Source organism: Chloroflexus sp. (genome assembly GCF_049970315.1).
Taxonomy (GTDB): domain Bacteria; phylum Chloroflexota; class Chloroflexia; order Chloroflexales; family Chloroflexaceae; genus Chloroflexus.
Map to the genome: position 1 here is coordinate 100,608 of NZ_JBMFNE010000006.1, position 20,900 is coordinate 121,507.

18 protein-coding genes and 1 pseudogene are annotated in these 20,900 nt (G+C 56.0%); 6 read left to right on the top strand and 13 right to left on the bottom strand.

What is annotated here, in order from left to right; translation table 11 throughout:
• Positions 1–133: 133 nt before the first annotated feature.
• Positions 134–3,565 carry an AAA family ATPase gene (locus ACP5OT_RS06375; RefSeq protein WP_424675971.1) on the top strand — a complete coding sequence of 1,144 codons (3,432 nt, stop codon included), beginning with the start codon at positions 134–136 and terminating at the stop codon, positions 3,563–3,565.
• A 9-nt stretch (positions 3,566–3,574) separates the two neighbouring features.
• Here the strand turns inward: ACP5OT_RS06375 and ACP5OT_RS06380 are convergent, their stop codons facing one another.
• From ACP5OT_RS06380 to pdxH, 3 genes are all read right to left on the bottom strand, one after another.
• Complete coding sequence (locus tag ACP5OT_RS06380) at positions 3,575–4,027, bottom strand: FtsB family cell division protein (protein ID WP_424675972.1); 453 nt, start codon at positions 4,025–4,027, stop codon at positions 3,575–3,577.
• Positions 4,028–4,211: 184 nt separating this feature from the next.
• Positions 4,212–4,628 carry a bactofilin family protein gene (locus ACP5OT_RS06385; RefSeq protein WP_424675973.1) on the bottom strand — a complete coding sequence of 139 codons (417 nt, stop codon included), beginning with the start codon at positions 4,626–4,628 and terminating at the stop codon, positions 4,212–4,214.
• A gap of 176 nt (positions 4,629–4,804) precedes the next feature.
• On the bottom strand, positions 4,805–5,440 hold the full coding sequence (pdxH, locus tag ACP5OT_RS06390) for a pyridoxamine 5'-phosphate oxidase (RefSeq protein ID WP_424676002.1): 636 nt from the start codon (positions 5,438–5,440) through the stop codon (positions 4,805–4,807).
• A 48-nt stretch (positions 5,441–5,488) separates the two neighbouring features.
• Between pdxH and ACP5OT_RS06395 the strand changes: the two genes are divergently transcribed.
• A complete protein-coding gene (locus ACP5OT_RS06395) occupies positions 5,489–6,064 on the top strand; it encodes a hypothetical protein (RefSeq protein ID WP_424675974.1) in 576 nt (191 codons plus the stop codon).
• A gap of 13 nt (positions 6,065–6,077) precedes the next feature.
• A complete protein-coding gene (locus tag ACP5OT_RS06400; protein ID WP_424675975.1) occupies positions 6,078–7,313 on the top strand; it encodes a glycosyltransferase family 4 protein in 1,236 nt (411 codons plus the stop codon).
• Positions 7,314–7,326: 13 nt separating this feature from the next.
• On the opposite strand, the gene ACP5OT_RS06405 is transcribed toward ACP5OT_RS06400, so the two are convergent.
• The 9 genes and pseudogenes from ACP5OT_RS06405 to ACP5OT_RS06445 all read right to left on the bottom strand — a co-directional run bounded on the left by ACP5OT_RS06405 (position 7,327) and on the right by ACP5OT_RS06445 (position 16,283).
• Positions 7,327–8,076 (bottom strand): amino acid ABC transporter ATP-binding protein, encoded by a 750-nt coding sequence (locus tag ACP5OT_RS06405; protein WP_424675976.1) that lies wholly within the window; start codon positions 8,074–8,076, stop codon positions 7,327–7,329.
• Positions 8,077–8,147: 71 nt separating this feature from the next.
• Positions 8,148–9,380 carry an amino acid ABC transporter permease gene (locus tag ACP5OT_RS06410; RefSeq protein WP_424675977.1) on the bottom strand — a complete coding sequence of 411 codons (1,233 nt, stop codon included), beginning with the start codon at positions 9,378–9,380 and terminating at the stop codon, positions 8,148–8,150.
• A 10-nt stretch (positions 9,381–9,390) separates the two neighbouring features.
• A complete protein-coding gene (locus tag ACP5OT_RS06415; RefSeq protein WP_424675978.1) occupies positions 9,391–10,593 on the bottom strand; it encodes an amino acid ABC transporter permease in 1,203 nt (400 codons plus the stop codon).
• Between the two features lie 94 nt (positions 10,594–10,687).
• Positions 10,688–11,311 (bottom strand): annotated as a pseudogene (locus tag ACP5OT_RS06420) (amino acid ABC transporter substrate-binding protein); the annotation flags it as partial.
• Positions 11,312–11,336: 25 nt separating this feature from the next.
• Positions 11,337–12,104, bottom strand: a complete 768-nt coding sequence (locus tag ACP5OT_RS06425) for an MBL fold metallo-hydrolase (protein ID WP_428131677.1) — start codon at positions 12,102–12,104, stop codon at positions 11,337–11,339.
• 4 nt (positions 12,105–12,108) lie between these two features.
• The gene (locus tag ACP5OT_RS06430; RefSeq protein WP_424675980.1) at positions 12,109–12,762 is read right to left on the bottom strand and encodes a response regulator; all 654 of its coding nucleotides are present in this window, start codon (positions 12,760–12,762) and stop codon (positions 12,109–12,111) included.
• 30 nt (positions 12,763–12,792) lie between these two features.
• The gene (locus ACP5OT_RS06435) at positions 12,793–14,970 is read right to left on the bottom strand and encodes a GAF domain-containing protein (protein ID WP_424675981.1); all 2,178 of its coding nucleotides are present in this window, start codon (positions 14,968–14,970) and stop codon (positions 12,793–12,795) included.
• Positions 14,971–15,034: 64 nt separating this feature from the next.
• Complete coding sequence (locus ACP5OT_RS06440; RefSeq protein WP_428111568.1) at positions 15,035–15,781, bottom strand: segregation and condensation protein A; 747 nt, start codon at positions 15,779–15,781, stop codon at positions 15,035–15,037.
• A gap of 13 nt (positions 15,782–15,794) precedes the next feature.
• Entirely contained in the window at positions 15,795–16,283 is a 489-nt protein-coding gene (locus ACP5OT_RS06445; protein WP_424675983.1) for an HDIG domain-containing metalloprotein, read from the bottom strand.
• 110 nt (positions 16,284–16,393) lie between these two features.
• Between ACP5OT_RS06445 and ACP5OT_RS06450 the strand changes: the two genes are divergently transcribed.
• Both ACP5OT_RS06450 and ACP5OT_RS06455 read left to right on the top strand, forming a co-directional pair.
• Positions 16,394–16,945: a redoxin domain-containing protein gene (locus tag ACP5OT_RS06450; RefSeq protein WP_424675984.1), complete on the top strand. Its 552-nt coding sequence runs from the start codon at positions 16,394–16,396 to the stop codon at positions 16,943–16,945.
• Entirely contained in the window at positions 16,942–17,793 is an 852-nt protein-coding gene (locus tag ACP5OT_RS06455; protein WP_424675985.1) for a DUF2085 domain-containing protein, read from the top strand. The genes ACP5OT_RS06450 and ACP5OT_RS06455 overlap by 4 nt, the downstream gene beginning before the upstream one ends.
• A gap of 7 nt (positions 17,794–17,800) precedes the next feature.
• Here the strand turns inward: ACP5OT_RS06455 and ACP5OT_RS06460 are convergent, their stop codons facing one another.
• Positions 17,801–18,241 (bottom strand): RrF2 family transcriptional regulator, encoded by a 441-nt coding sequence (locus ACP5OT_RS06460; RefSeq protein WP_424676003.1) that lies wholly within the window; start codon positions 18,239–18,241, stop codon positions 17,801–17,803.
• 228 nt (positions 18,242–18,469) lie between these two features.
• Between ACP5OT_RS06460 and ACP5OT_RS06465 the strand changes: the two genes are divergently transcribed.
• A complete protein-coding gene (locus ACP5OT_RS06465) occupies positions 18,470–20,893 on the top strand; it encodes a 3-hydroxyacyl-CoA dehydrogenase/enoyl-CoA hydratase family protein (protein WP_428131680.1) in 2,424 nt (807 codons plus the stop codon).
• Positions 20,894–20,900: the final 7 nt, after the last annotated feature.

The window sequence follows — 20,900 nt, forward strand, 5'->3', positions numbered from 1 at the left end:
GAGCGAACCGAATATCTGTACGACGCGCACGTGGCGAGGGATAGGCGCAACAATGCGTCTGTTAGTATACCACTCTTTTCAGCAGAGTCAGAGTACAATAGAAGGCAAACAAACGGTCACCAAGTCCATACCAATGAATCAGCAAGCCTCAAACCAACTTTTTCGACCCTACGTGCCTGCCGCTCTCCGTGATGCACTCGATGCCGGGTTACTCCGGGCCGGTCAAATAGGGACATATCAAGCGAGTATTCTCTACGCCGATCTGAGCGGTTTCACCCGCTTAACTGCCGCTTTTGCCACCTTAGCCGATGGTGCCGAGCGGCTCCATAGCATTCTGCGCGATTATTTCGAAACTATGATTGCGACAATCACTGCCAACGGCGGTGATGTAATCCATATTGCCGGTGATGCGCTGAGCGCGTGGTGGCCCAGTATAGCCGATCCGACACTCGCCATTCATTGTGGTTATGCATTGCACAATGCCATCGCTGCACTGAACCCTATCCCAACTCCATTCGGCCCGTACTCATTTGAGCTGCGCGTTGGGGTGAGTGCGGGTCAGGTGCATCTCCTGCTGGCCGGCATTCCAAACCAAGGCATTCATCCAGTGTTAATGGGTACACCAATCTATGCTGCTAGTTTCGCCGAACAACACGCCCAACCCGGGCAAGTGCAACTCCTGTTGACGAATTCGGTTTACAAACCGACACCTCCGTATCAATCGCCACTTGACGCACCGGTACTCACATGGGAACATTTTTTGCCACCGAGCTTCGCCCGCCGTCTACGCTTAAACACGCTCGTAGCCGAATACCGTCGCTGTGTACCAGTATTTGCCGCCTTCGATCTCCCTGCTAACCCAATGGATCTCCAACCGCTCGTGACCCAAGCCCAAGCGATTGCAATGCGATGGGGAGGATGGCTCAACGAAATCGAAATCGGAAACAAGGGTGCGGTACTGGTTTTCTTATTCGGGGCACCGGTAGCACACGGCGATGATACCAGCCGGGCTATCGGCTGTGCGCTCGAGCTGCGCGATCGCGGTGTTATTCGGAAGGCCGGCATCTCGGTCGGCTCACTCTTTGTTGGTGAAGTTGGGGGTCGCTTGCGCCGTGTCTATACTGCCCAAGGTGAAGATATGAATTTAGCGGCGCATCTCATGAAACAGGCTACCGATGGCGAAATCCTCATCTCAGGCCGTGTCCGCCAAGACGTACTTGGGCGATACCGTACAAGCGTACCACAACTCATGATGATCAAGGGGTATGAGCAGCTCATTCCTGTCGCGAGCGTACTCATCGAACGGATCCATACCGATGATCATGACTCGCACGCGCTGCGGGCCGCATTACCCGATCACGTGACGTTGATCGGACGCGAGCAAGAACGCCAACTCATTGATCAACTGGTAGAAGATGCCGGACAGCAAGGTAAGCTCCTGTTGATCGAGGGGGAGACGGGGATCGGCAAATCGAGCTTGCTTCACTACATCGGGATCGAGTGGCTCAAACGCGGCTATATGGGTCTGCGTGGCGAATGTCGGATCGGGACCAGAGAACGAACATTGTATCCGTGGCGGACAATACTCGGTGAACTGTGCGGGATCGACGATAGTGAGCCGACGCCAGTACGTCGCGCTCGGTTTCAACAAGTCTTGGCCAAACTGCCATTCGCAGCATCGCATCAGGTAGCAGCCCTTGCCCACCTCCTCGACATTGAAGGATGTTTAGCACCGCTCCAACCACTTGATCTGGCACCGTTAGTCATCGAACTCCTCTTACAACGGCTGAAATATGAACCGGTTTTGCTCATACTTGAAGATGTACATTGGGCCGATAGGGAAACGTTGCTCCTGCTCCAAGAAGTGGTCGAAGCCCTCCTCCCGCAATACCCCCTCTTGGTGGTTGTTTCATATCGACCGCTCCCAAACCATCTTGCACCATTGATGCAACAGTTACAGCACTATCCGTTTAGCATCCATCGGATACTTGAACGATTGGCCAGTGCTGACCGAACTCAGCTCGTCTGCGAGCTGATCGGTGTTACCACCGTGGATGCACGCTTGTTGCAATATCTCGAACGGTATGCCGGCGGACAACCGCTCTTCATCAAAGAATACGTTCGTTCGTTATTAGAAAAAAGGTTGATCAGGATTGAAGGTGACACTGCGCACTTGCTCGGTTCGCCCCCACACGTCCAGCTTTCAAGTTCGGCGGTGGGAATCGTGCAGGCGCGGATCGATCAGATGGAAGAGCGGACGAGCTTAACCCTCAAAGTTGCGGCAGTGATCGGCCGCAGCTTTCCGTTACGATTACTTCACCATATCCATCCGGCTCATCTGAGTGAGGCAGAATTACGCCAAGACATCGACATTTTGCTGAACTATCAATTAATTGAGACGGAAATGACCGATCCAGAGCCGGTCTACCGTTTCACCTTTGGTTTCGCTCACGAAGTGGCATATACCAGCCTCCTTTTCGGGCAACGCCGCGACCTGCACCAAGCCGTCTATCAGTGGTATCTCACCAACTACCAGGCTGAGCTAGAACGTTGGGAAGCGCCACTGGCGGTCTACGATGTGATCATCGCGCATGCGTTGCGCGCCGAACAAGCGTCAATAGCGATGGAATATTGCCGACGTGCGGCCTTGATCGCGACTAGCCAATCGTTGTTCAGTAGCGCCTTTCATTACATTGAGCACGGCCTCAGGCTAACAGGCCACGTTGATCAACGTGTCGAATTACTCGTTCTTCGGATCATCCTCAACTATCGGATTGGTAACCATCTTCATCAGGCAGAGGATATTGCGCAGATTCAAGACCTCTTCGGTGCGTATCATCAACCAACGTTTCAAGCCATCGTGGCGGTAATGCAACTTCACCATACCTTTATCAGTGGGCAGTTTGAACTCTTCGACACCCACACAGCCTCTGCCCAAGCACAGGTCGCACAGCTTGGGCAGCAGTCGCCTGTTGTAAGTCGCTTCTTACAAGCGTGTATCGAGTTGATCAAGGCCCAATACTTCACCTTCAACGGACAGCAGCATCAAGTACTTACCCATCTTCACGGCATCAACCGTCTGTTTACTAACATATTACGTCAAACTACCGCAAAAAATGAACTGAACAGACTCCTCTCACCACGTGCGCTACTGGCTCAGAGTTACGAACTGCAAGGTTGGATCCTGATCGAGCTTGGTAACTTGCGCCAGGCCCAACGTCGCTTGGCGCGAGCCGTTGCGATTGCCCGTGTGACCAACGATTGGCTTACCGAAAACCGAGCCATTATCGGATTATGTCGTATCCAATTCGCCGACAATCCAAACAGCGAAAGCGAGCATCAACTTCAGCAAGCGCTCCATATTGCGCGCTCGCTCGGTGACCGATACGGACAAGTGCTGGGTTTGCACACACAAGCGTTGCTATGCCTCCATCGGGGTGATCGGCAGATGGCCCGCCGGCTCCTGTGGCAAGCGATTGCCATTGCCAACAGTACCCAGATCGGAGTTCTTGAGATGATGTTACTCAACCAACTTGCAGAGCTAGGGGAGGAAACAGCCCGATAAGCACACTGCTTAGGGAAAAAACGCATGCCACCAACGTTGCCAGTTCGGCGGTGGAGTAGGCAACGGTGAAGGCACCGGTGTCGTGGGCGGAGGCTGCGGGATGGCCGACGGCACCCGCTCAGGGACAATAACAATGTCGCCATCACGAACCAACCCTAAATCGCGCGCCCAAGCCTCGGTAGCAGCATCGGAACGCTCATACTCAAGGCGAGCTGCTAAAGCTTGTGTTGTCGCCTGCAACGCACTCACTTCGCTGTGAGCTGCGGCTAACTCACGTTCAAGGTGGCGGGCGATGATCAATTGGTTGACTAAATTGACCGCAATCCCACCGGCGAAGAGTATCAGCAGCGCGATCACCGCTAATGAGATCACGGTACGCCCACCACCGGGGAACGTCGCTGCCAGCCAACGTCGTGATCGACCACGCAGCATCGCCCAGCTTCGCCGGAGGCGTGTCGTCATATTGGTTGGCAGCGAGGAATGGCGGTGCCGTGGCATAATGAATTAGAAGTAGCTTCCCAGTAGGAAGCCTGACCTAAGAGACAAGCTCATCGGTGATCGAACACAAGACCGTTCACGCTTCTGATGATGAACGGGGTGCTTCCAGTCGCGCACAAGCTGCGACGGCATGCTCGGCTCGTGCCGTTCACGCCTCTGATGATGAACGGGGTGCTTCCAGTAGGAGTGGTTCTTCGATATTGGTCGTCATCGAGCTTTGACCACGGAACAAACCACCTGGCTCAATATGTAGCGCCGCAGTCGTGATGTCGCCCCAAACCTTACCGGTAGGTGAGATCTCCAGTTGTTCAAGTGCCGTAATCTGCCCCTTAACGGCACCTGAGACATGCACATTCCGTGCCTTGATCGTCGCAATCACCCGACCCGTCTCGCCAATGATCAGATTACCGACGACCTCGATATCGCCTTCCACCGCACCATCGATGCGGACATTCCCTTCGGCATTCAAGGTACCCACAAAGCGCGTATTGGCCCCGATCACGGTTTCTGCTCGGCCATTGACCACTGGTTGCGGTTGGGCGGATTTGCGATTAGAACCAAACATGCGTGCGATCCTCCTCCACATAACCGGCCACCTTTAGTATGAGAAGAAACACAAAGGGCCGGGAGACTGCCCGATCACGATCGGGTAATCGTTGTCGCCATTATAAACGATACAAGCAGGAAGGGCAACGATCCAATTTTACCAAATTTTGATCGATACCTCTATCTACGACACGCTCAAGGGGCTAACCGCTCACGCTGCCAACCATTGGCTGTGCGCGTGTAACGTAATCGGTCGTGGAGACGAGATGGCCGCCCCTGCCAGAACTCGATCCGATCCGGTACCACTCGATACCCGCCCCAAAATGGTGGGCGTGGTGGTGGGTTATCGGCGAAGCGTTCGGCCATCTCAGCAACACGCCGTTCGAGTTCGGCCCGGTTCGCAATCGGCTGGCTTTGCGGTGAAGCCCACGCTCCAATCCGACTCTCAAGCGGTCGACTCGCGTAATAGGCATCCGATTCTTCGGCGCTGATCGGCTCGGCGAAGCCTTCGACCCGTACTTGCCGTTCGAGTTCCGGCCAATAGAAGACCAGCGCAACGGCCGGATGCACGGCCAAGGCCTGTCCTTTCCGACTCTGATAATTCGTAAAGAAGACGAACCCACGTTCATCAATTCCTTTCAGCAAGACCATCCGCGCCGAGGGTCGACCATCAGGATCAATCGTTGCCAATGTCATCGCATTTGGCTCGATCAAGCCGACAGCTACCGCTTCGTCTAACCAGCGTGTGAACTGCACAATCGGATCGAGATCGGCTTCAGATTCGAGTAAACCTCGTTGCGTATACTCCTTACGTAGTTCGGCGAAATTCATCACAAACTCCACTTGCACATAACTAGCGGCTGGCATACAATAGCGCCGATGATGAACAACAGCGCCGCCATTTACGTTGCTCATGCGAGCCACCAGAGCGTAGCAGCGACTCTGCTGGCAATTCTCCTTGAGCAGGGCTATACCGCCGTTGATCAACCGCCGCACGCTATCAGCGGCCTGATCATGATACCCGACAAGCCCTTGCGCCACTTCTTCATTGCGCCACCTGCCCAAGGATGGGTGACGATCTGGGAAGATCCGCGTTACTTCGCCGATCGCACGCTCGCCCGCACCCTGGCTGCTCTCCTCAACACCCGTAGTGTCTGGATCGAAGTTGGCGGTAACGGTGTCAGTTGGGCACGTGGTCTCTATGACGGCTCCACGGTTATTGAAGAGCGTTTTGAAGCGGTTGAAACGATGTTTTACGGTGAACGTGGCGTGGTTCATCTTACCTTCGACCCCGATCTGTTACCAGAGGATTGGATCACCCGCCTGGGATTACCATACCCTGAATTGCATTATGAAGCGATTCTAGCCGGCGCGCAACTGCCAGGTGAGCCACCATTGCACCTCGTTGTGCAACGCAGCACCGACCCCGCCATCTCTGCTGCATCGCGCGGTTAACGCACAGACTGCTATGCCGTACACCATTTTGATGATAGCCTCGACCAGCTTCTTTTCCGACTACGGTAATCATGTTCGTATTCTCGAAGAGATTCGCGCATTACAACGGCGTGGACATCGGATTGTCCTGGTCACCTACCACAACGGTGATGATATTCCCGGCATTACTATCTATCGCTCGTGGGATGTACCGTGGATCAAACGTGCCGTGGTCGGTTCTTCGCGTCATAAACTGTACCTTGATGTCGGATTGGGCTGGCGTGTCCTCCGTACCGCCCTTGCACTCCGCCCCGACATTATCCATGCCCATACCCACGAAGCCGCAGCCATCGGGCTACCGTTGCAGAGGCTGCTCCGCCGACCGCTTATCCTCGACTATCAGGGCAGTATGACGAGCGAAATGCTCGACCACGGCTTTATTCGGCAGACGAACCCGCTCTTTATTCCACTGACGCGGCTCGAACGAATGCTGAATCGTTCGGCCGATGCAGTGATGACTTCTACGCACAACGCTGCGAATCTGTTGCGGCGCGATGGGTCGGTACCGGAAGACCGCCTTTTTACAATAACCGATGGGGTGGACACCGAACGATTCCGGCCCTACGACGGTTCACCGGCGTGGGCTGCCCAGCGCGCTGAATTACGCGCACAACTCGGCATTCCGCCTGACCGGCGGATCGTTGTCTACATCGGCTTGCTCGCGCCCTATCAGGGTACCAACTTATTGCTCGAAGTTGCCCGGAGTTTGTGTCAAAAATACGATGATCTTCATTTTCTGATCATGGGCCATCCTGACCCACAAAGCTACCGTAACCTCGCGGCGAGCCTGGGCATTGCCGATCGGGTCACGTTGCCGGGGCGAATCATCTACCGCGATCTGCACAGTTATTTAGCGTTGGGCGAAGTAGCCGTCGCCCCAAAGATGAGTCTGACCGAAGGGAACGGCAAAATCGGCAACTACATGGCGATGGGGCTACCGACAGTAGCATTTGACACGCCGGTCAATCGTGAGATTCTAGGGCCGTATGGGTTCTACGCCAAACGCGGTAGTACCGAAGATTTTGCGGCGCAGTTGGAGCTGGCCCTTACCAACCGCGAGCTAGCCGCCGAGCGTGCCGCCGGAGCGCGCGCACGAGCGGTGGCTGAACTATCGTGGGAACGAGCAGCACTTGCGATTGAGGCAATCTACGCGGCGGCAATTGCTCGCCGCCGCGAAAATACGGCCGATGAAGAGGACGGAGAGGCTTAACGCCACCACACCTTTACAAAATCTGGCTGAGGAAGAGCTTCGTGCGCTCATTACGTGGATTAGTAAAGAACTGGTCAGGGGTACCCTCTTCGACGATTTGGCCCTGATCCATGAAGATGATCCGGTCGGCCACTTCGCGGGCAAACCCCATCTCGTGCGTAACGCAGAGCATTGTCATACCGCTACGGGCCAGTGTCTTCATAACATCAAGCACCTCTTTGACCATTTCCGGGTCAAGCGCCGAGGTTGGTTCATCAAACAGCATAATGCGTGGCTCCATCGCTAATGCGCGCGCAATGGCCACCCGCTGCTGCTGACCACCCGAAAGCTGGCCGGGGTACTTGTGGGCTTGTTCTTTGATCCCCACCCGTTCGAGCAGTTCCAACGCCTTTGCCTCGGCCTCTTTGCGGGTTTTCTTGCGCACCCAAATCGGGGCGAGGGTAATATTCTGCATCACGGTGAGGTGCGGGAAGAGATTAAACTGCTGGAAGACCATTCCTACTTCCCGACGAATAGCATCGATATTGCGAATATCATTAGTCATCTCGATGCCATCAACGATAATCCGACCTTCTTGGTGTTCTTCAAGCCGATTAATGGTACGAATGAAGGTACTCTTACCGCTACCTGATGGTCCACAAATTACAACAACTTCACCACGTTTGACCCGTAAGCTCACATCCTTCAGTGCATGAAAATCGCCGTACCATTTATTTACGTTCTCGCAGATGATGATATATTCACTATTCCCATTACCACTCATAGGGATATACCTTTCACACGATCGAAGATGTCCATCGTGACGACCAACCTTACGTGCTCAGTCTCACGTGCTCAATGCCGGCTACGCGCAATCTGGTCTTCGATTTGCTTACTCACCCGCGACATCGTGAAGCTAAAGAGCCAATAGACTGCGGCAATGACGAGAAACGTCTCACGCCACACACCACCGGGGGTACCAAGCCACTGTGGTTGACCAACGATATTCTGCGCGGCACCGAGCAGGTCAACCAAGCCGATAATAACGACCAATGAGGTGTCTTTGAAAAGAGCGATAAACTGCCCAACGAGCACCGGCACCACTGCCCGTAGTGCTTGCGGTAGCGTAATGAGCAAGGTCGTCTGCACCACATTCAAACCCAATGCGCGGGCAGCTTCGACTTGGCCACGCGGAATAGCTTGGAGACCGCCACGCACATTTTCGGCAAGGTATGCTGCGCTGAACAGGGTGACGGCCACCGTAGCTCGCACCAGCGCATCGATGCTCTCACCACCGGGGAGAAAGAGTGGCAGCAGCAAAGCGCCCATAAAGAGCACCGTCACTAACGGCACACCACGAATCAGTTCGATATAGAGCACGCAGAATGTGCGGATAACCGGTAGTGAGCTGCGCCGACCCAAAGCCAGCAACACACCGAGTGGGAAGGAGAGGACAATACCGCTGATTGCCAACAGGAGGGTCAGCATCAGCCCACCCCACAGCTTCGTTTCGACAATTGGTAGACCCAAACCGCCGCGTAAGATGAGAATCACCGCCGGATAGGACAAAATCCACGCGATGATCAACGGCCAGCGCAGCGTAGCCCTGATCCGGCGTGCCCCTTGATCGCCACCAACCAATAGGACAGCGCAGAGAAACAAGAACAACCAGCCGGGCAACGAGGTTTGGTCGGGTAAATCGGGGAAGGTAAAGGCAGCAATACCGATAACAACACAGACAAGCGCCGCCCCCATCGCGACTGTCCGCACAATCCCACCCCATACACCGGCACTCAAACCGAACAACAGCAATACCAGCCCCATCGCCGCTTGGGGACGCCAGAGTTGATCGACCGGATACGTCCACGTCAGAAGCAGCTTGATATTGGTAAACGCCGCCGGCCAACCGGGCGCAGTGATCATCCACGACACAAAGCTCGTGACGGCTTGTACGATCACGTACAGCAGTACCAGGGTAATGATCACGTTATACCACGTCGAAAAGAGGTTTTTGCGCAGCCATTCAACCAGACCGAGCTGCTGGCGTGGGGCGCGGCGTGAAGTTGGGCGACTAACATCGGTAGCCACTGGCGTCTCCTTAGCGCTCGACGAGCTGAATGCGGCGGTTGTACCAATTCATAAACAGCGAGGTCAGCAAACTGACCGAGAGATAGCTGGCCATCAACATCAGGATGACAGGCACTGCTTGCCCGGTCTGGTTATTGATCGTATTTGCTACGTAGAAGAGATCGGGATACGCGACGGCAATCGCCAGACTACTATTCTTGGTCAGGTTCAGGTACTGGCTGGTCAGTGGTGGAATGATCACCCGCAGTGCCTGCGGCAAAATCACGAGCCGCATTGTCTGGGCGGGTGTAAGACCGAGGGCACGAGCCGCTTCACGCTGACCCTTACTCACCGCCAGAATACCGCTGCGCACAATTTCACCGATAAAGACGGCGGTGTAGATGACCAACCCTACCAATAGCGCAGCAAAGCTGTTGGTAACGGTAATTCCACCGACGAAGTTAAATCGTTGCCGCTCAGGGATCGAGAGGCTTACCGGCCATGCACCGTACAGGACATACGAGAGCAAAAAGCCGACGAGTGCTATCGCAAACGCGATAAGGATGGCGTAAGGTAACGCAACGCCGGGTCGGTCACGACGGGCGAACTGAATACGCCGTACCACATAGAAGATAATCCCGATGACTATCCCACCGTATACCCACCACATCCACTTATCAAAGTCGTTGGCAGTCTGTGGCCATGCCAGAGTAACCCCGCGGTTGTGCAGAAACATGAGACCACCGACCTCGATACTCTCTTGGATGCGGGGAAAGAGACGGGTAAGCGAAAACCAGAAAATGAGTTGCAAAAGTAACGGAATATTTCGCACAATTTCGACATACACCAACGCTACGTTTCGTAACAACCAATTATCGGACAGGCGAGCAATACCGAGTATCAATCCCAGCAAAGTAGCCAGGATAATTCCGATCCCGGCCACTCGAATCGTATTCAGAATACCAACGATAAACGCTTGCCCATACGTCTTGGAAGGATCGTACTCGATCACGCTTTCTGAAATCGGAAAACCGGCCGGTACCGACAAGAAGGCAAACGTCGGCAACAGATTCGCCTGCCGCAATCCATTCATCATATTCGAGTAGAGGTACCACAGCAGAGCAACGACCGCAATCGCAAACACAACCTGCACAATGATCGCAATAATGCGCGTATCGCGGTAAAAGGGGATGTTAACTTTACCAGAGGGAAGTGGCGGCGAACCAACGGCCATGCGTTACTCCTTATCATCGAATAATGAGCTTACCACCGGCCAATTCGTGGTAGAGACGTTGCCGGGCAACGTCTCTACCAGACCTGATCAGCGCTTAGCGGAAGGGTGGCGAGTAGAGCAGACCACCGTCAGTATACAGCGCATTCAAACCACGAGGCAGGTTGAAGGGGGTATCGGGGCCAAGGTTGCGGTTATAAATCTCCGCATAGTTACCGACGTGACGGATAATACGCACCGCAAAATCATTGGGCAATCCGATACCGGCCGCGAGATCGCCTTCAATCCCGAGGAAGCGACGAATCTCAGGCACGTCACTGTTCAAGAACTCGTTCACGTTCTGCGACGTAATTCCGTACTCTTCGGCTTGGAAGGTAGCGAAGACAATCCAGCGTACTGCATCGAACCACTGCGGATCACCCTGTTTCACCGCCGGCCCAAGTGGCTCTTTCGACATCGTGACTTCGAGAATCTTGTGGTCGGCCGGGTTGGAGAGCAGGGTTAAGCTCGAGATCAACCCCGATTTGTCGGTGGTGAAGCCATCACACTGACCGGCGTCGTAGGCGGCGCGTGTCGAGTCACCGTCGGGGAAGACGACCGGCGTGAAGGTCAGACCACGGGCGCGGAATTGGTCGGCCAGGTTCAACTCAGTCGTGGTACCGGTCTGCACACAGATGGTTGCGCCGTTCATATCTTCCAGCGTGTTGATTCCGCTGTCCTTGATTCGCTAGAGTACGCAAATCGACTCACTGTTGCGATACCAACAGTTCTTGCAGATCCGTGCCAACCTGAGCTTCGCCGGTGAAGCCACCTGCCGCTACTTCGGCCAGGGCCTGGGCAACCGGCATCGTCCAGCGCGGGCTGAAGTGGACTAACACCAAACGATGCACACCGGCTGCTGCCGCAACTGCACCGGCCTGTCGCGGTGTCGTATGACCGGCAAAGGGTTCGGCCACGGTTGCCTCGTGAATCAGCAGGTCGGCTCCGGTCGCCAGTTCGGTCACCGCAGGACACGGTTCGGTATCGGCCGAATAGCAGATGGGGCTAACGTTGGATGCGCTCAGCCGAACGGCAAGGCATGGCCGGCTATGGGCCGTTACTGCGGTTGCCAGCTCAAGACCCTCGCCAAGGGATACCTGCTCACCGGCAGTAACCGGTCGCCAGTCGGCCAAGGCGGCCCATTCTTCCAAACCTGCTGCCGTCACGTATCCTGATGCCAACTCAAGGGTGGTTGCAAGGCCGTAGATCGGTAGCGGTTCGTTACGCCCGCCGAGTCGCAAGCTGAAAATCAACGCCGCTAACCCATTGATATGATCGCAGTGGCTGTGGGTCAAAAACACACCACGCAACTGTTGTGGGTCGATCCCTGTGGCGAGGAGCCGACGGTAACTCTCGCCACCGACATCGATAAGGAACGGCCCTCCTGGTCCATCCCACACTAAATGCGTATAGGATCGATCCGGATCGGGAAGACCGGTGCCGGTACCGAGTAAAACAATGCGCGCATGCTGCATACTATCATTCCTCATCAATCGGCACAAGCCGCTTCCGTAGCGCGTAGATCGCCACTTGCGTGCGGTCGGCTAAGTGCAGCTTCGAGAGAATATTGCTAATATGGGTCTTTACCGTCTTTTCCGAAACGATCAGGGTGTCGGCGATTTCTTTATTCGACATACCCTTCGCTACCAGCCGCAGAACATCCATTTCACGCGGTGTGAGTTGCTCGACCGGTGCCTCATTGGGGCGCGGTGTGTTGAACTCTTGCATCAGTTTGGCGGCGACATCGGGGTGCAACACCGCTTCACCACGACGAGCAGCGCGGATGGCGTGCGCCAACTCTTCGGGTGAGATGTCTTTGAGCAAGTATGAGATCGCACCGGCTTTGATCGCCGGAAACACTTTATCGTCGTCGGCAAAGCTAGTGAGCACGATCACTTGTGAGGAAGGACTAACTGCCTTGATCCGGCGCGTTGTTTCGACGCCATCGATGCCGGGCATCACGAGATCCATCAAGACGACGTCTGGCAACAATTCACGGGCAAGTTCGATCCCTGCTTCCCCACTGGCCGCTTCACCGACCACTTCAATGTCGGATTGCAGTTCGAGGAAGTCACGCAGGCCTTGCCGTACCACCCGATGATCATCAATGAGCAGTACCGTAATCTGTTCCATACCACCACCTTTTCGTTATGAGCAGCAGCTTTACTCGCCTGCAGTATGACGCTCGCGCAAGGGAACGATCACCTCGATCTCTGTTCCTGAGCCAGGCTGCGAACGAACCGTAAACGATCCGCCAAGTTCGGCGGCCCGTTCCCGCATGCCGAGTAACCCAAGATGACGACCCTCACCGGAGGGGTAGGCATGCGGATCGAAGCCTTGCCCATCGTCAGCGATGCAGAGGCGTGCCTGATCGGCGGTGAGTTCGAGCTGGATACGCACATTGCGTGCTGCCGCATGTTTCACGATATTGTTCAGAGCCTCTTGCACAATACGAAAGAGCGGTTGTTCAATGCCACGGACATGCCGCTCATCACCGATCACATTGAGTTCGATGCGCAAGCCTTCTCGATGCGCAAGATGTTGAGCATGCTGTTGGATTGCAGCCACTAGGCCTTGATCGCGTAGCGCCGGTGGGCGTAATTGAAAGATAAGCGCCCGCATCTCGGCGAGAGCTGCGGTTGCCGTCTCATGCAGGCGTTCGAGCAACACGGGAACGCGCGCCGGATTGCGCTCAAATTGGGAACGGGCGGCTTGGGCAGTGAGGGTCATACTGAAGAGCTGTTGGCTTACGCTATCGTGCAATTCGCGCGCCAATCGGTTGCGCTCCTCGAGGGCCGCTGCCTGCTGCGCCCGCTGGTAGAGCCGCCCATTCTCGACGGCGCCGGCTAACATATCGGCCACCGTCTCCAACACTGCCGCATCCTCGGCGGTTAGCCCGGCCGGTTGTGGTGATTCGATATTTAGTACTCCTAAGGTTTTGCCGTTGGCGATCAGGGGCACACACAGCTCAGAGCGAATATCGAGCCGCTCACGGAGGCCAAGATAATCGGCCTCGGCGGCAACATCCTCGGCCCGCACAATCTTACCGCTCCGGGCTGCCCGCCCGACCAGGCCCAGATTGATATGTTGGCGATGACCAACCCGGGCCGGCGCGTACTGACCGGCAGAAGCAACCAGCACCAATTCGCTGGCGTCTTCATCGAGCAGAAAGAGATCGACTTGTGGGTAGCCAAATCCCTGTTGAATCTGTTGTGTCGCGAGTGGCAATGATTCGTGGAGATCAAGCGTTGCGGTGACAATCCGCGCTATCGAATTGAGCACCGCCAATTGATCGGCGCGGCGTTGTACCTGCCTGGCTAATCGTTGTGACTCGGCGTAGAGTTGGGCGCTTACGATGGGGCCGCTCACTTGCGCAGCAATCGCTTCGAGCAGATCGACATCTTCATCATTAAACGCCCCAACGCGACGACTCACCACGCTGAGCAAACCGATGACTCGTCCACCACTGCGCAGCGGTGCAATGACACACGACATCACGTCGGGTGGGAAGATGGATTGTGCCCCCTCCGGCGACCGGCAATCTTCGATCACGAACGGGCGACCATTCTGCACAACCCACGCCAACGCTTTATCGGCTAAAGGCAAGCGCCGACCAATAAGTTCGGTCAAGGGCGATGCTGCGGCAGCAACGAGGAGTTCGCCTTCGTCATCAAGTAAGGCTACCAACCCACTACCGAAAGCCGCGGCCAGGCGATCCACGGTCTGGCGCAGGATGGTGTTAAGATCAAGGGTTGCTCCAACCGCCCGCCCTAACTCGGCCAGCAACTGCTCCTTCGCCAGCAAACGAGCACTTCGCTCGGCCAATCGCACATTCTCAACCGCCAAAGCTGCTTGCCGGGCAACCGCTTCAACCATCCGCACCGTTGCCGGATCGGGTGGTACAGGCCATGCGATAACGATCACCCCGATCAGACGGTCACCGCGGCCACGCAATGGAGTCAGTAACGCCGCCGACCGGGCAATCGCCGCCGTATCCGGTACCCCGACCGGCAATGCCTCAGCAGGTACGAGAAACGAACTACTCTGGCGATACGCATCGTGCAACAACGGTTGATACACGTCAGGTCCAATCGGTATTGCCCGCAATTGCTCGACCAACTCCGGCGCAATCCCGGCAAACGCGACCGCGTGCAGCAGCTCGCGTTCGGTATCACGCAGGCGGACATAAACGCACGGGCTGTTGACAATCCGCCGCAGGGTTTCAACCACTTCACCGAGCAAACTTTCCGGCGTATCGTCGGCCCGCAGCGCATCATCGAAGGCGAGCAGATCGCCGAGGGGCAGCGCACGGTTCATCTGATCGGACGAAATACCGCTCATAGCAGTCTCTTCACACAACGAAGCATGCCGGTGTTGCTTGCATTGTCGCACATACCGACACCGATTACAACTCTCGTTCATCGGTGTCGGTCGTCTCAATCGGTGCGGTGCCACGCCCGATAAGAATGGGACCAAACAGCGTTGTCTGTTCCACAACAATGGCCTGTCGTTTCAACAACTCAAGCACCGCCCAAAACGACACGATCACCTCTTCGGCGGTTGGTTGGGCCGAAAGGAGATCGCTGAAATCAAACCACGTTGCCCGTTCGAGGCGAGCGCGGATACGACCGACTACTTCGGCTACCATCAGGCGGGGAGTCAGCACGATCGGTTCTTCCGCTGCGAGCGGCAACTGCAACTGCGCGCGACGGGCCAGCGCTTGCAACAGATCGGCGACGCGGTATGTGGCCGGTGGTGGGGTAAGGGGCAACAATGGTGGCGTAACACGAACAAACGTACTGCGTCCGCTCTCCTGCCATACCCGCAATATCTCGGCTGCTTGTTTGAAGCGACGATACAACTCGAGCTGCGCCGCCAACTGTTCGGCATCTTCATCAACCGGCGCCGTTGGAACAACAGGCGAGCGTGGTAAAAGCGCTCGTGACTTAATCAAGACAAGACGTGCCGCTACACTGACAAACTCGGCCAACTCTCCCGGCTCAACCTGATCAAGCATGCGCACGTGAGCCAGATACTGATCGGCGACACTGGCGAGAGCAATCGCAGTAATATCAAGCTCGGCACGCTCAATCAGGCGCAGGAGCAGATCGAGCGGGCCGGTAAAGGCAGGCAACGTTATCTCATACGACATACTATTCTGTGTGTCAGTGTTGATTATCGGCCCACTGCAAGCGGGCAGCACGACCGGTTGGGTGTGGATCGTGATAGTGCCGGATCGTCTCGACAATCTCCGGCGGACAACCGGCGGCCGCCGCCATCCGCGCACCACGAGCCGCATGTTCGGCATAGATAGCAATCGGCGGGGCAAGACGGGCAGCGAACAGGTAAAGAGCCGGCCAACGCTTGAGGATGGTTGCTATCACGTACCATCCCAACGCTAACGGTCGGCCATCGTCACTAACCTTCCCACAATCGTGGAACAGCGCAGCCCGCAACAGCAACGGATCTTGTTCGCCGGCAGCTACCAGGGTGTAATAGACATCAAGGCAATGCCGTTGATCGTAGAGCGGCATTTGTTGAAACAGGTGATATTCTGCCGGCGGCAAGATGCGTGCTACCATTGCATATTCGGCGGGTGTGACGGTAGCACGGATTGCCGCACGAAACTGGCGAATGCGGTATGATACAGACATAGAAACCTGACAACTCAGGGCGTCGGTCGTGTGATCCGACGAAGCATTATAAAGCTGTTTATCCAACAGACGCAACGATGCGACAAGATAGTTAGTGGTACAATTGTCCTATGAAACGACTCATTATCTTCCTCAGTCTGACGATACTACTCGCTGCCTGCACGCAAACATCGCAAACCAACCCACCCCTCGTCGTCGGTGAGACGCCGATTGCAGCGGAGAGTACTTTAATCGACCGCAAGCCGGATTGGGCGGCCATCCCCGGTGAACGTGCGCCGGATTTTAGCTATACCCTACCTGATGGCGTGCATAAGCTGAGCGATCTGCACGGCAAGCCGGTGATTATCAACTTTTGGGCAACATGGTGTTTGCCCTGCGTCGAAGAAATGCCGACGCTCGATGCGGCACGTCGCGCTAACCCAGATCTGGTCATCCTGGCCGTCAACCGGAGTGAGTCAACCGAAGCGATCAGCGCTTTCGCTCCCAAAGTAGGCGTCAGCTTCCCGCTCATTACCGATCGCGACGGTGTGATCGGTGAGCGGTACGGCGTCGTCAACCTACCGACCACCTTCTTCATCAACCGTGACGGAACGATTGCCGTGCGACATGTCGGCGCCCTCACACGTGAGCGGCTGACCGAACGACTTGCGGAGGTAAAATGAGTGAGCAAACGCCAGAAGAGATCGTGCGTATGGCGCAAGAGCGGGTTGCGGCGCGGAAAGTGGTAGCACGACGAGCTATACCGTGGGGGCCAATCTTTCTGGGCAGTTTCAGCGCTTTGCTCTTGGCCCTGCTCTTCAGCCCCGGTATGCCACTTGAATGGAAGATGTACGCTGTCGTGCATGGGATTTGTGCGCAACAACACAACATCTTCGTCGGTGGTCTCCAATTCCCGCTCTGTGCCCGGAACAGTGGCATCTACTTGAGTTTTATGCTCACGTTTATCTATCTCTACGCAATTGGTCGGGGCAGAGCCGGCAAAATCCCGCCGTGGCCTATCTCACTCCTTTTGGTAGCGTTCGTAGGTATCATGGCAGTTGACGGCTTCAACTCCCTATTTCTCGATCTCGGCCTTCCCAACTGGTACCCGCCAGACAACTTTCTCCGCACGCTCACCGGGATGGGCATGGGCATCACCGTCGCAACCGCACTCCACCTTGTCCTCAACAACAGTCTTCGCCAAAACGTCGATCCTCACCAACCGGTGTTTGCCCATTGGGGCGAAATCCTCGGCATTATTGTGATCGACCTCCTGGCATTGGCTGCCATCTACGGTAATCTCGGTATTACCTTTTGGCCGTTGGCTTTTCTCGCCTTCTTCGGCATTCTCGGCGTCCTGTTTTTGGTTTGTCTGTTACTGACCAGCCTCTTGATGGGGTATGAAGGCAAAATTACCAGCCTGCGCCAACTCGCCGGGCCGGCCACCATTGCGCTCATTCCAACCCTGCTGATCGCGGGGGCAATGTCGTGGTTGCGTTTTTGGATGGAAAGCGTTGGGTTGATATTGTGACCGAGAATCAGATGTAGTACATCACCGCACCATCGCGACTGCGCTTACGCTGACAAAGGTCGTCGAGGGTAAGTCTGGCCAGACGCTGTTCGATCAGGGTCCGCAATTCACTCCAGACCTCATCGATCAACGCACGGTCGAGCGGCTCCGTCGGTTGCAAATCATCGCGACCACCTTCGGTAGGGAGAATCGGGCCTTCGAGCACCGTCAGCACCTCGAGGAGTGAGATCGTTTCCGGCGAACGGGCCAACAGATGACCACCCTGTGGGCCACGCAAACTCTCGACCAAGCCGGCCCGGCGTAGGGTGATCAGTAACTGGTTCAGGTAATTGACCGGAATGCCCTGCCGGATCGCAATGGACTCACTCTGGATCGGCCCTTCGCCATAGTGCTGCGCCAAGTCAAAAACGGCGCGTAGCCCGTATTCGCCTTTGCTCGAGATGCGCATCATTCCCTCCAATAGTCAAGTAGATTGATTAACATTGTAGCATAAGCAGAAACGACGTCAAATGTATCCCGCTTCGCTTACGAACTGCGCAAACTTATGGTATGATAGTGTCATTCCATGACGCAGTGCGTCTAAGTCTATCGGGCGATGCAGACCGTACCGTAAGCTTGACCAATGCGTCACCGTCCGCAACATTGTCGTTTGGATCGAATGGTCAAGGAGGACCCAATGACCTATCACATCAAGCGTGTTGGCGTGATCGGCGCCGGGACGATGGGCGCTGCGATCGCCGCTCTGGTCGCCGGAACGGGCATTCCGGTGCTGCTGCTCGACGTTCCACCTGGCTCGCTGACACCCGACGAAGAAGCCAAGGGACTTACCCTCTCGCATCCGCAGGTTCGCAACCGCATCGTCCAGCAGGGCTTTGAGCGCATGCGCAAGGCGCGTCCGTCGAATCTGTACACCGAGCGTAGCGCCGAGCTAATCACACTTGGCAACACCGAAGATGACTTTCACCGCTTAGCTGAATGTGACTGGATCGTCGAGGCGATTGTCGAGCAGATCGGCCCAAAGCAGGCATTAATGGCGCGGTTGGAAGAGGTTCGCAAACCAACGGCGATCATCACCACCAACACATCCGGTATTCCGATCCGTATTATCGCTGAAGGACGCAGTGAAGCGTTCCGCCGCCATTTCTTCGGCAGCCACTTTTTCAATCCACCCCGCTACCTGCGCTTGCTTGAGATCATCCCCGGCGATGACGCCGACCCGACGGTGGTCGCAGCTTTCCGCCAGTTTGCCGAAGAGCGACTGGGCAAAGGAGTTGTCATCTGCAAAGACCGTCCAAATTTTATCGGTAATCGGATCTTTGTGTACGCTGGGCAAGTGCTGCTCAACTTCGCCCTCCAGCACGGTTATCAGGTGGAAGAGGTCGATGCACTGACCGGACCGCTGATTGGGCGACCGAATACAGCCAGCTTCCGCTTGCTCGATCAGGTCGGCATTGATGTCATGACCTACGTTGCCAGTAATCTGTACGACGCCATTCCCGATGATGAGAGCCGTGAAGTCTACCGTCAGAACGATCTCACCCAACGGATGGTTGCTGCCGGGAAGCTGGGGAAGAAAGTAGGTCAGGGTTTTTACAAGGAGATGAAGCGTGACGGTAAGCGCGAGTTTTGGCCCATCGATCTCCAGACGCTCGAGTATATACCACCACAAGGGACGGCATCGGTTGACGCATTAATTGCAGCGGCACGCAAGATCAAGTCGTTGCCCGAACGGTTACGCTTTATCCTCGACAAAGCCGAAACCGAGCACGACCGCGGGGCACAACTGGTAGCAGCGGCGATCTATCCGATGATGGCTTACGCAGCACGACGGTTGCCGGAGATCGCCGATAGTGTGGCCGACGTTGACAATGCGATGCGCTGGGGCTTCGCTCACGAACAGGGGCCATTCCAACTATGGCAAGCGATGGGCATCGCTGAAACCGCAGCGCGGATGCGGACATTCGGCGAAACACTTCCGTCATGGGTTGACGAACTTATCAAGACCGAGGGCCGTTTCTACGGCGAAATTGACGGCCAACCGGCGGCGTACAATGTGGCAACCGGCAAGCTGGAGCCGATCAACCGTGACCCGCGCGCAATCGATCTGGCCGCGCTGAAGGCTGCCGGTCGCGAACTGTTCGGCAACGACAGCGCCAGTGTGATCGATCTCGGTGATGGCGTCCTCTGCTTTGAATTGCACTCGAAAGCGAATACGATAGGTGGCCCAGTCATTGAGATACTGATCAAGGCGCTCGATGAACTTGAGCAAGGGCCGTGGGTGGGGATGGTGATCGGCAACCAAGGCCCCCGCTTTTCGGCCGGCCTTGATCTCAACGATGTAGGCACGGCGGTGATGGCCGGTGCATGGGACGACATCGATGAGTATGCCGCCCTGGTCCAACAAACCTTCCGCCGTATGCGCGATAGCGCCAAGCCGGTCGTGAGTGCACCGTTTGGGCAGACGCTCGGTGGCGGGGTTGAGTTGTCGATGCACACGGCTGCCTCGGTAGCGGCTGCCGAAACCTACATGGGTTTTGTTGAGTTTGGCGTCGGTGTCATCCCAGCATGGGGTGGTTGTACCGAGATGAATCGTCGGATTATTGCGACCGCTGCCCGCAACGGCCATGATCCCCTCAAGGCTTTCCAGCAGGTGTTCGAGACGATAGCGCTGGCAAAAGTTGCCACCAGCGCACATGAGGCGAAGGAACTCGGCTTACTACGCCCGACCGACCGGATCGTCTTTAACCCGGATTACCTGATCGGTGAAGCAAAACGTGAGGTCCTGCGATTGGTTGCCGATGGTTACACACCGACGATCACGGCTAAACCGTGTTATGCGCTTGGTCGCGATGGCTTAGCGGCAGCGCGTATCGGGATCTACCAGATGCGCGAAGCCGGTTTTGCCACACCTTACGATGCAGTATTGGCCGAAAAGCTCGCCTATGTGCTGTGTGGCGGCGAGTTGAGCAGCCCGCAATGGGTTGACGACGTCTACATGCACAACCTGGAGCGGATGACTGTCATTGAACTGCTGAAAGACGAGCGCACACAGGCGCGGGCGCGTCACATGCTCGAACACGGTAAGCCGTTGCGGAATTAGCGTTCAT

What these genes read in the sequence shown, in the direction of transcription:
- ACP5OT_RS06415 (WP_424675978.1), bottom strand. Translation starts at nt 10,593, where the DNA reads ATGGCCGTTGGTTCGCCGCCACTTCCCTCTGGTAAAGTTAACATCCCC.
- ACP5OT_RS06400 (WP_424675975.1), top strand. Translation starts at nt 6,078, where the DNA reads ATGCCGTACACCATTTTGATGATAGCCTCGACCAGCTTCTTTTCCGAC.
- ACP5OT_RS06380 (WP_424675972.1), bottom strand. Translation starts at nt 4,027, where the DNA reads ATGACGACACGCCTCCGGCGAAGCTGGGCGATGCTGCGTGGTCGATCA.
- ACP5OT_RS06435 (WP_424675981.1), bottom strand. Translation starts at nt 14,970, where the DNA reads ATGAGCGGTATTTCGTCCGATCAGATGAACCGTGCGCTGCCCCTCGGC.
- pdxH (WP_424676002.1), bottom strand. Translation starts at nt 5,440, where the DNA reads ATGAATTTCGCCGAACTACGTAAGGAGTATACGCAACGAGGTTTACTC.
- ACP5OT_RS06385 (WP_424675973.1), bottom strand. Translation starts at nt 4,628, where the DNA reads ATGTTTGGTTCTAATCGCAAATCCGCCCAACCGCAACCAGTGGTCAAT.
- ACP5OT_RS06375 (WP_424675971.1), top strand. Translation starts at nt 134, where the DNA reads ATGAATCAGCAAGCCTCAAACCAACTTTTTCGACCCTACGTGCCTGCC.
- ACP5OT_RS06445 (WP_424675983.1), bottom strand. Translation starts at nt 16,283, where the DNA reads ATGTCTGTATCATACCGCATTCGCCAGTTTCGTGCGGCAATCCGTGCT.
- ACP5OT_RS06450 (WP_424675984.1), top strand. Translation starts at nt 16,394, where the DNA reads ATGAAACGACTCATTATCTTCCTCAGTCTGACGATACTACTCGCTGCC.
- ACP5OT_RS06425 (WP_428131677.1), bottom strand. Translation starts at nt 12,104, where the DNA reads ATGCAGCATGCGCGCATTGTTTTACTCGGTACCGGCACCGGTCTTCCC.
- ACP5OT_RS06465 (WP_428131680.1), top strand. Translation starts at nt 18,470, where the DNA reads ATGACCTATCACATCAAGCGTGTTGGCGTGATCGGCGCCGGGACGATG.
- ACP5OT_RS06440 (WP_428111568.1), bottom strand. Translation starts at nt 15,781, where the DNA reads ATGTCGTATGAGATAACGTTGCCTGCCTTTACCGGCCCGCTCGATCTG.
- ACP5OT_RS06395 (WP_424675974.1), top strand. Translation starts at nt 5,489, where the DNA reads ATGATGAACAACAGCGCCGCCATTTACGTTGCTCATGCGAGCCACCAG.
- ACP5OT_RS06430 (WP_424675980.1), bottom strand. Translation starts at nt 12,762, where the DNA reads ATGGAACAGATTACGGTACTGCTCATTGATGATCATCGGGTGGTACGG.
- ACP5OT_RS06455 (WP_424675985.1), top strand. Translation starts at nt 16,942, where the DNA reads ATGAGTGAGCAAACGCCAGAAGAGATCGTGCGTATGGCGCAAGAGCGG.
- ACP5OT_RS06460 (WP_424676003.1), bottom strand. Translation starts at nt 18,241, where the DNA reads ATGCGCATCTCGAGCAAAGGCGAATACGGGCTACGCGCCGTTTTTGAC.
- ACP5OT_RS06405 (WP_424675976.1), bottom strand. Translation starts at nt 8,076, where the DNA reads ATGAGTGGTAATGGGAATAGTGAATATATCATCATCTGCGAGAACGTA.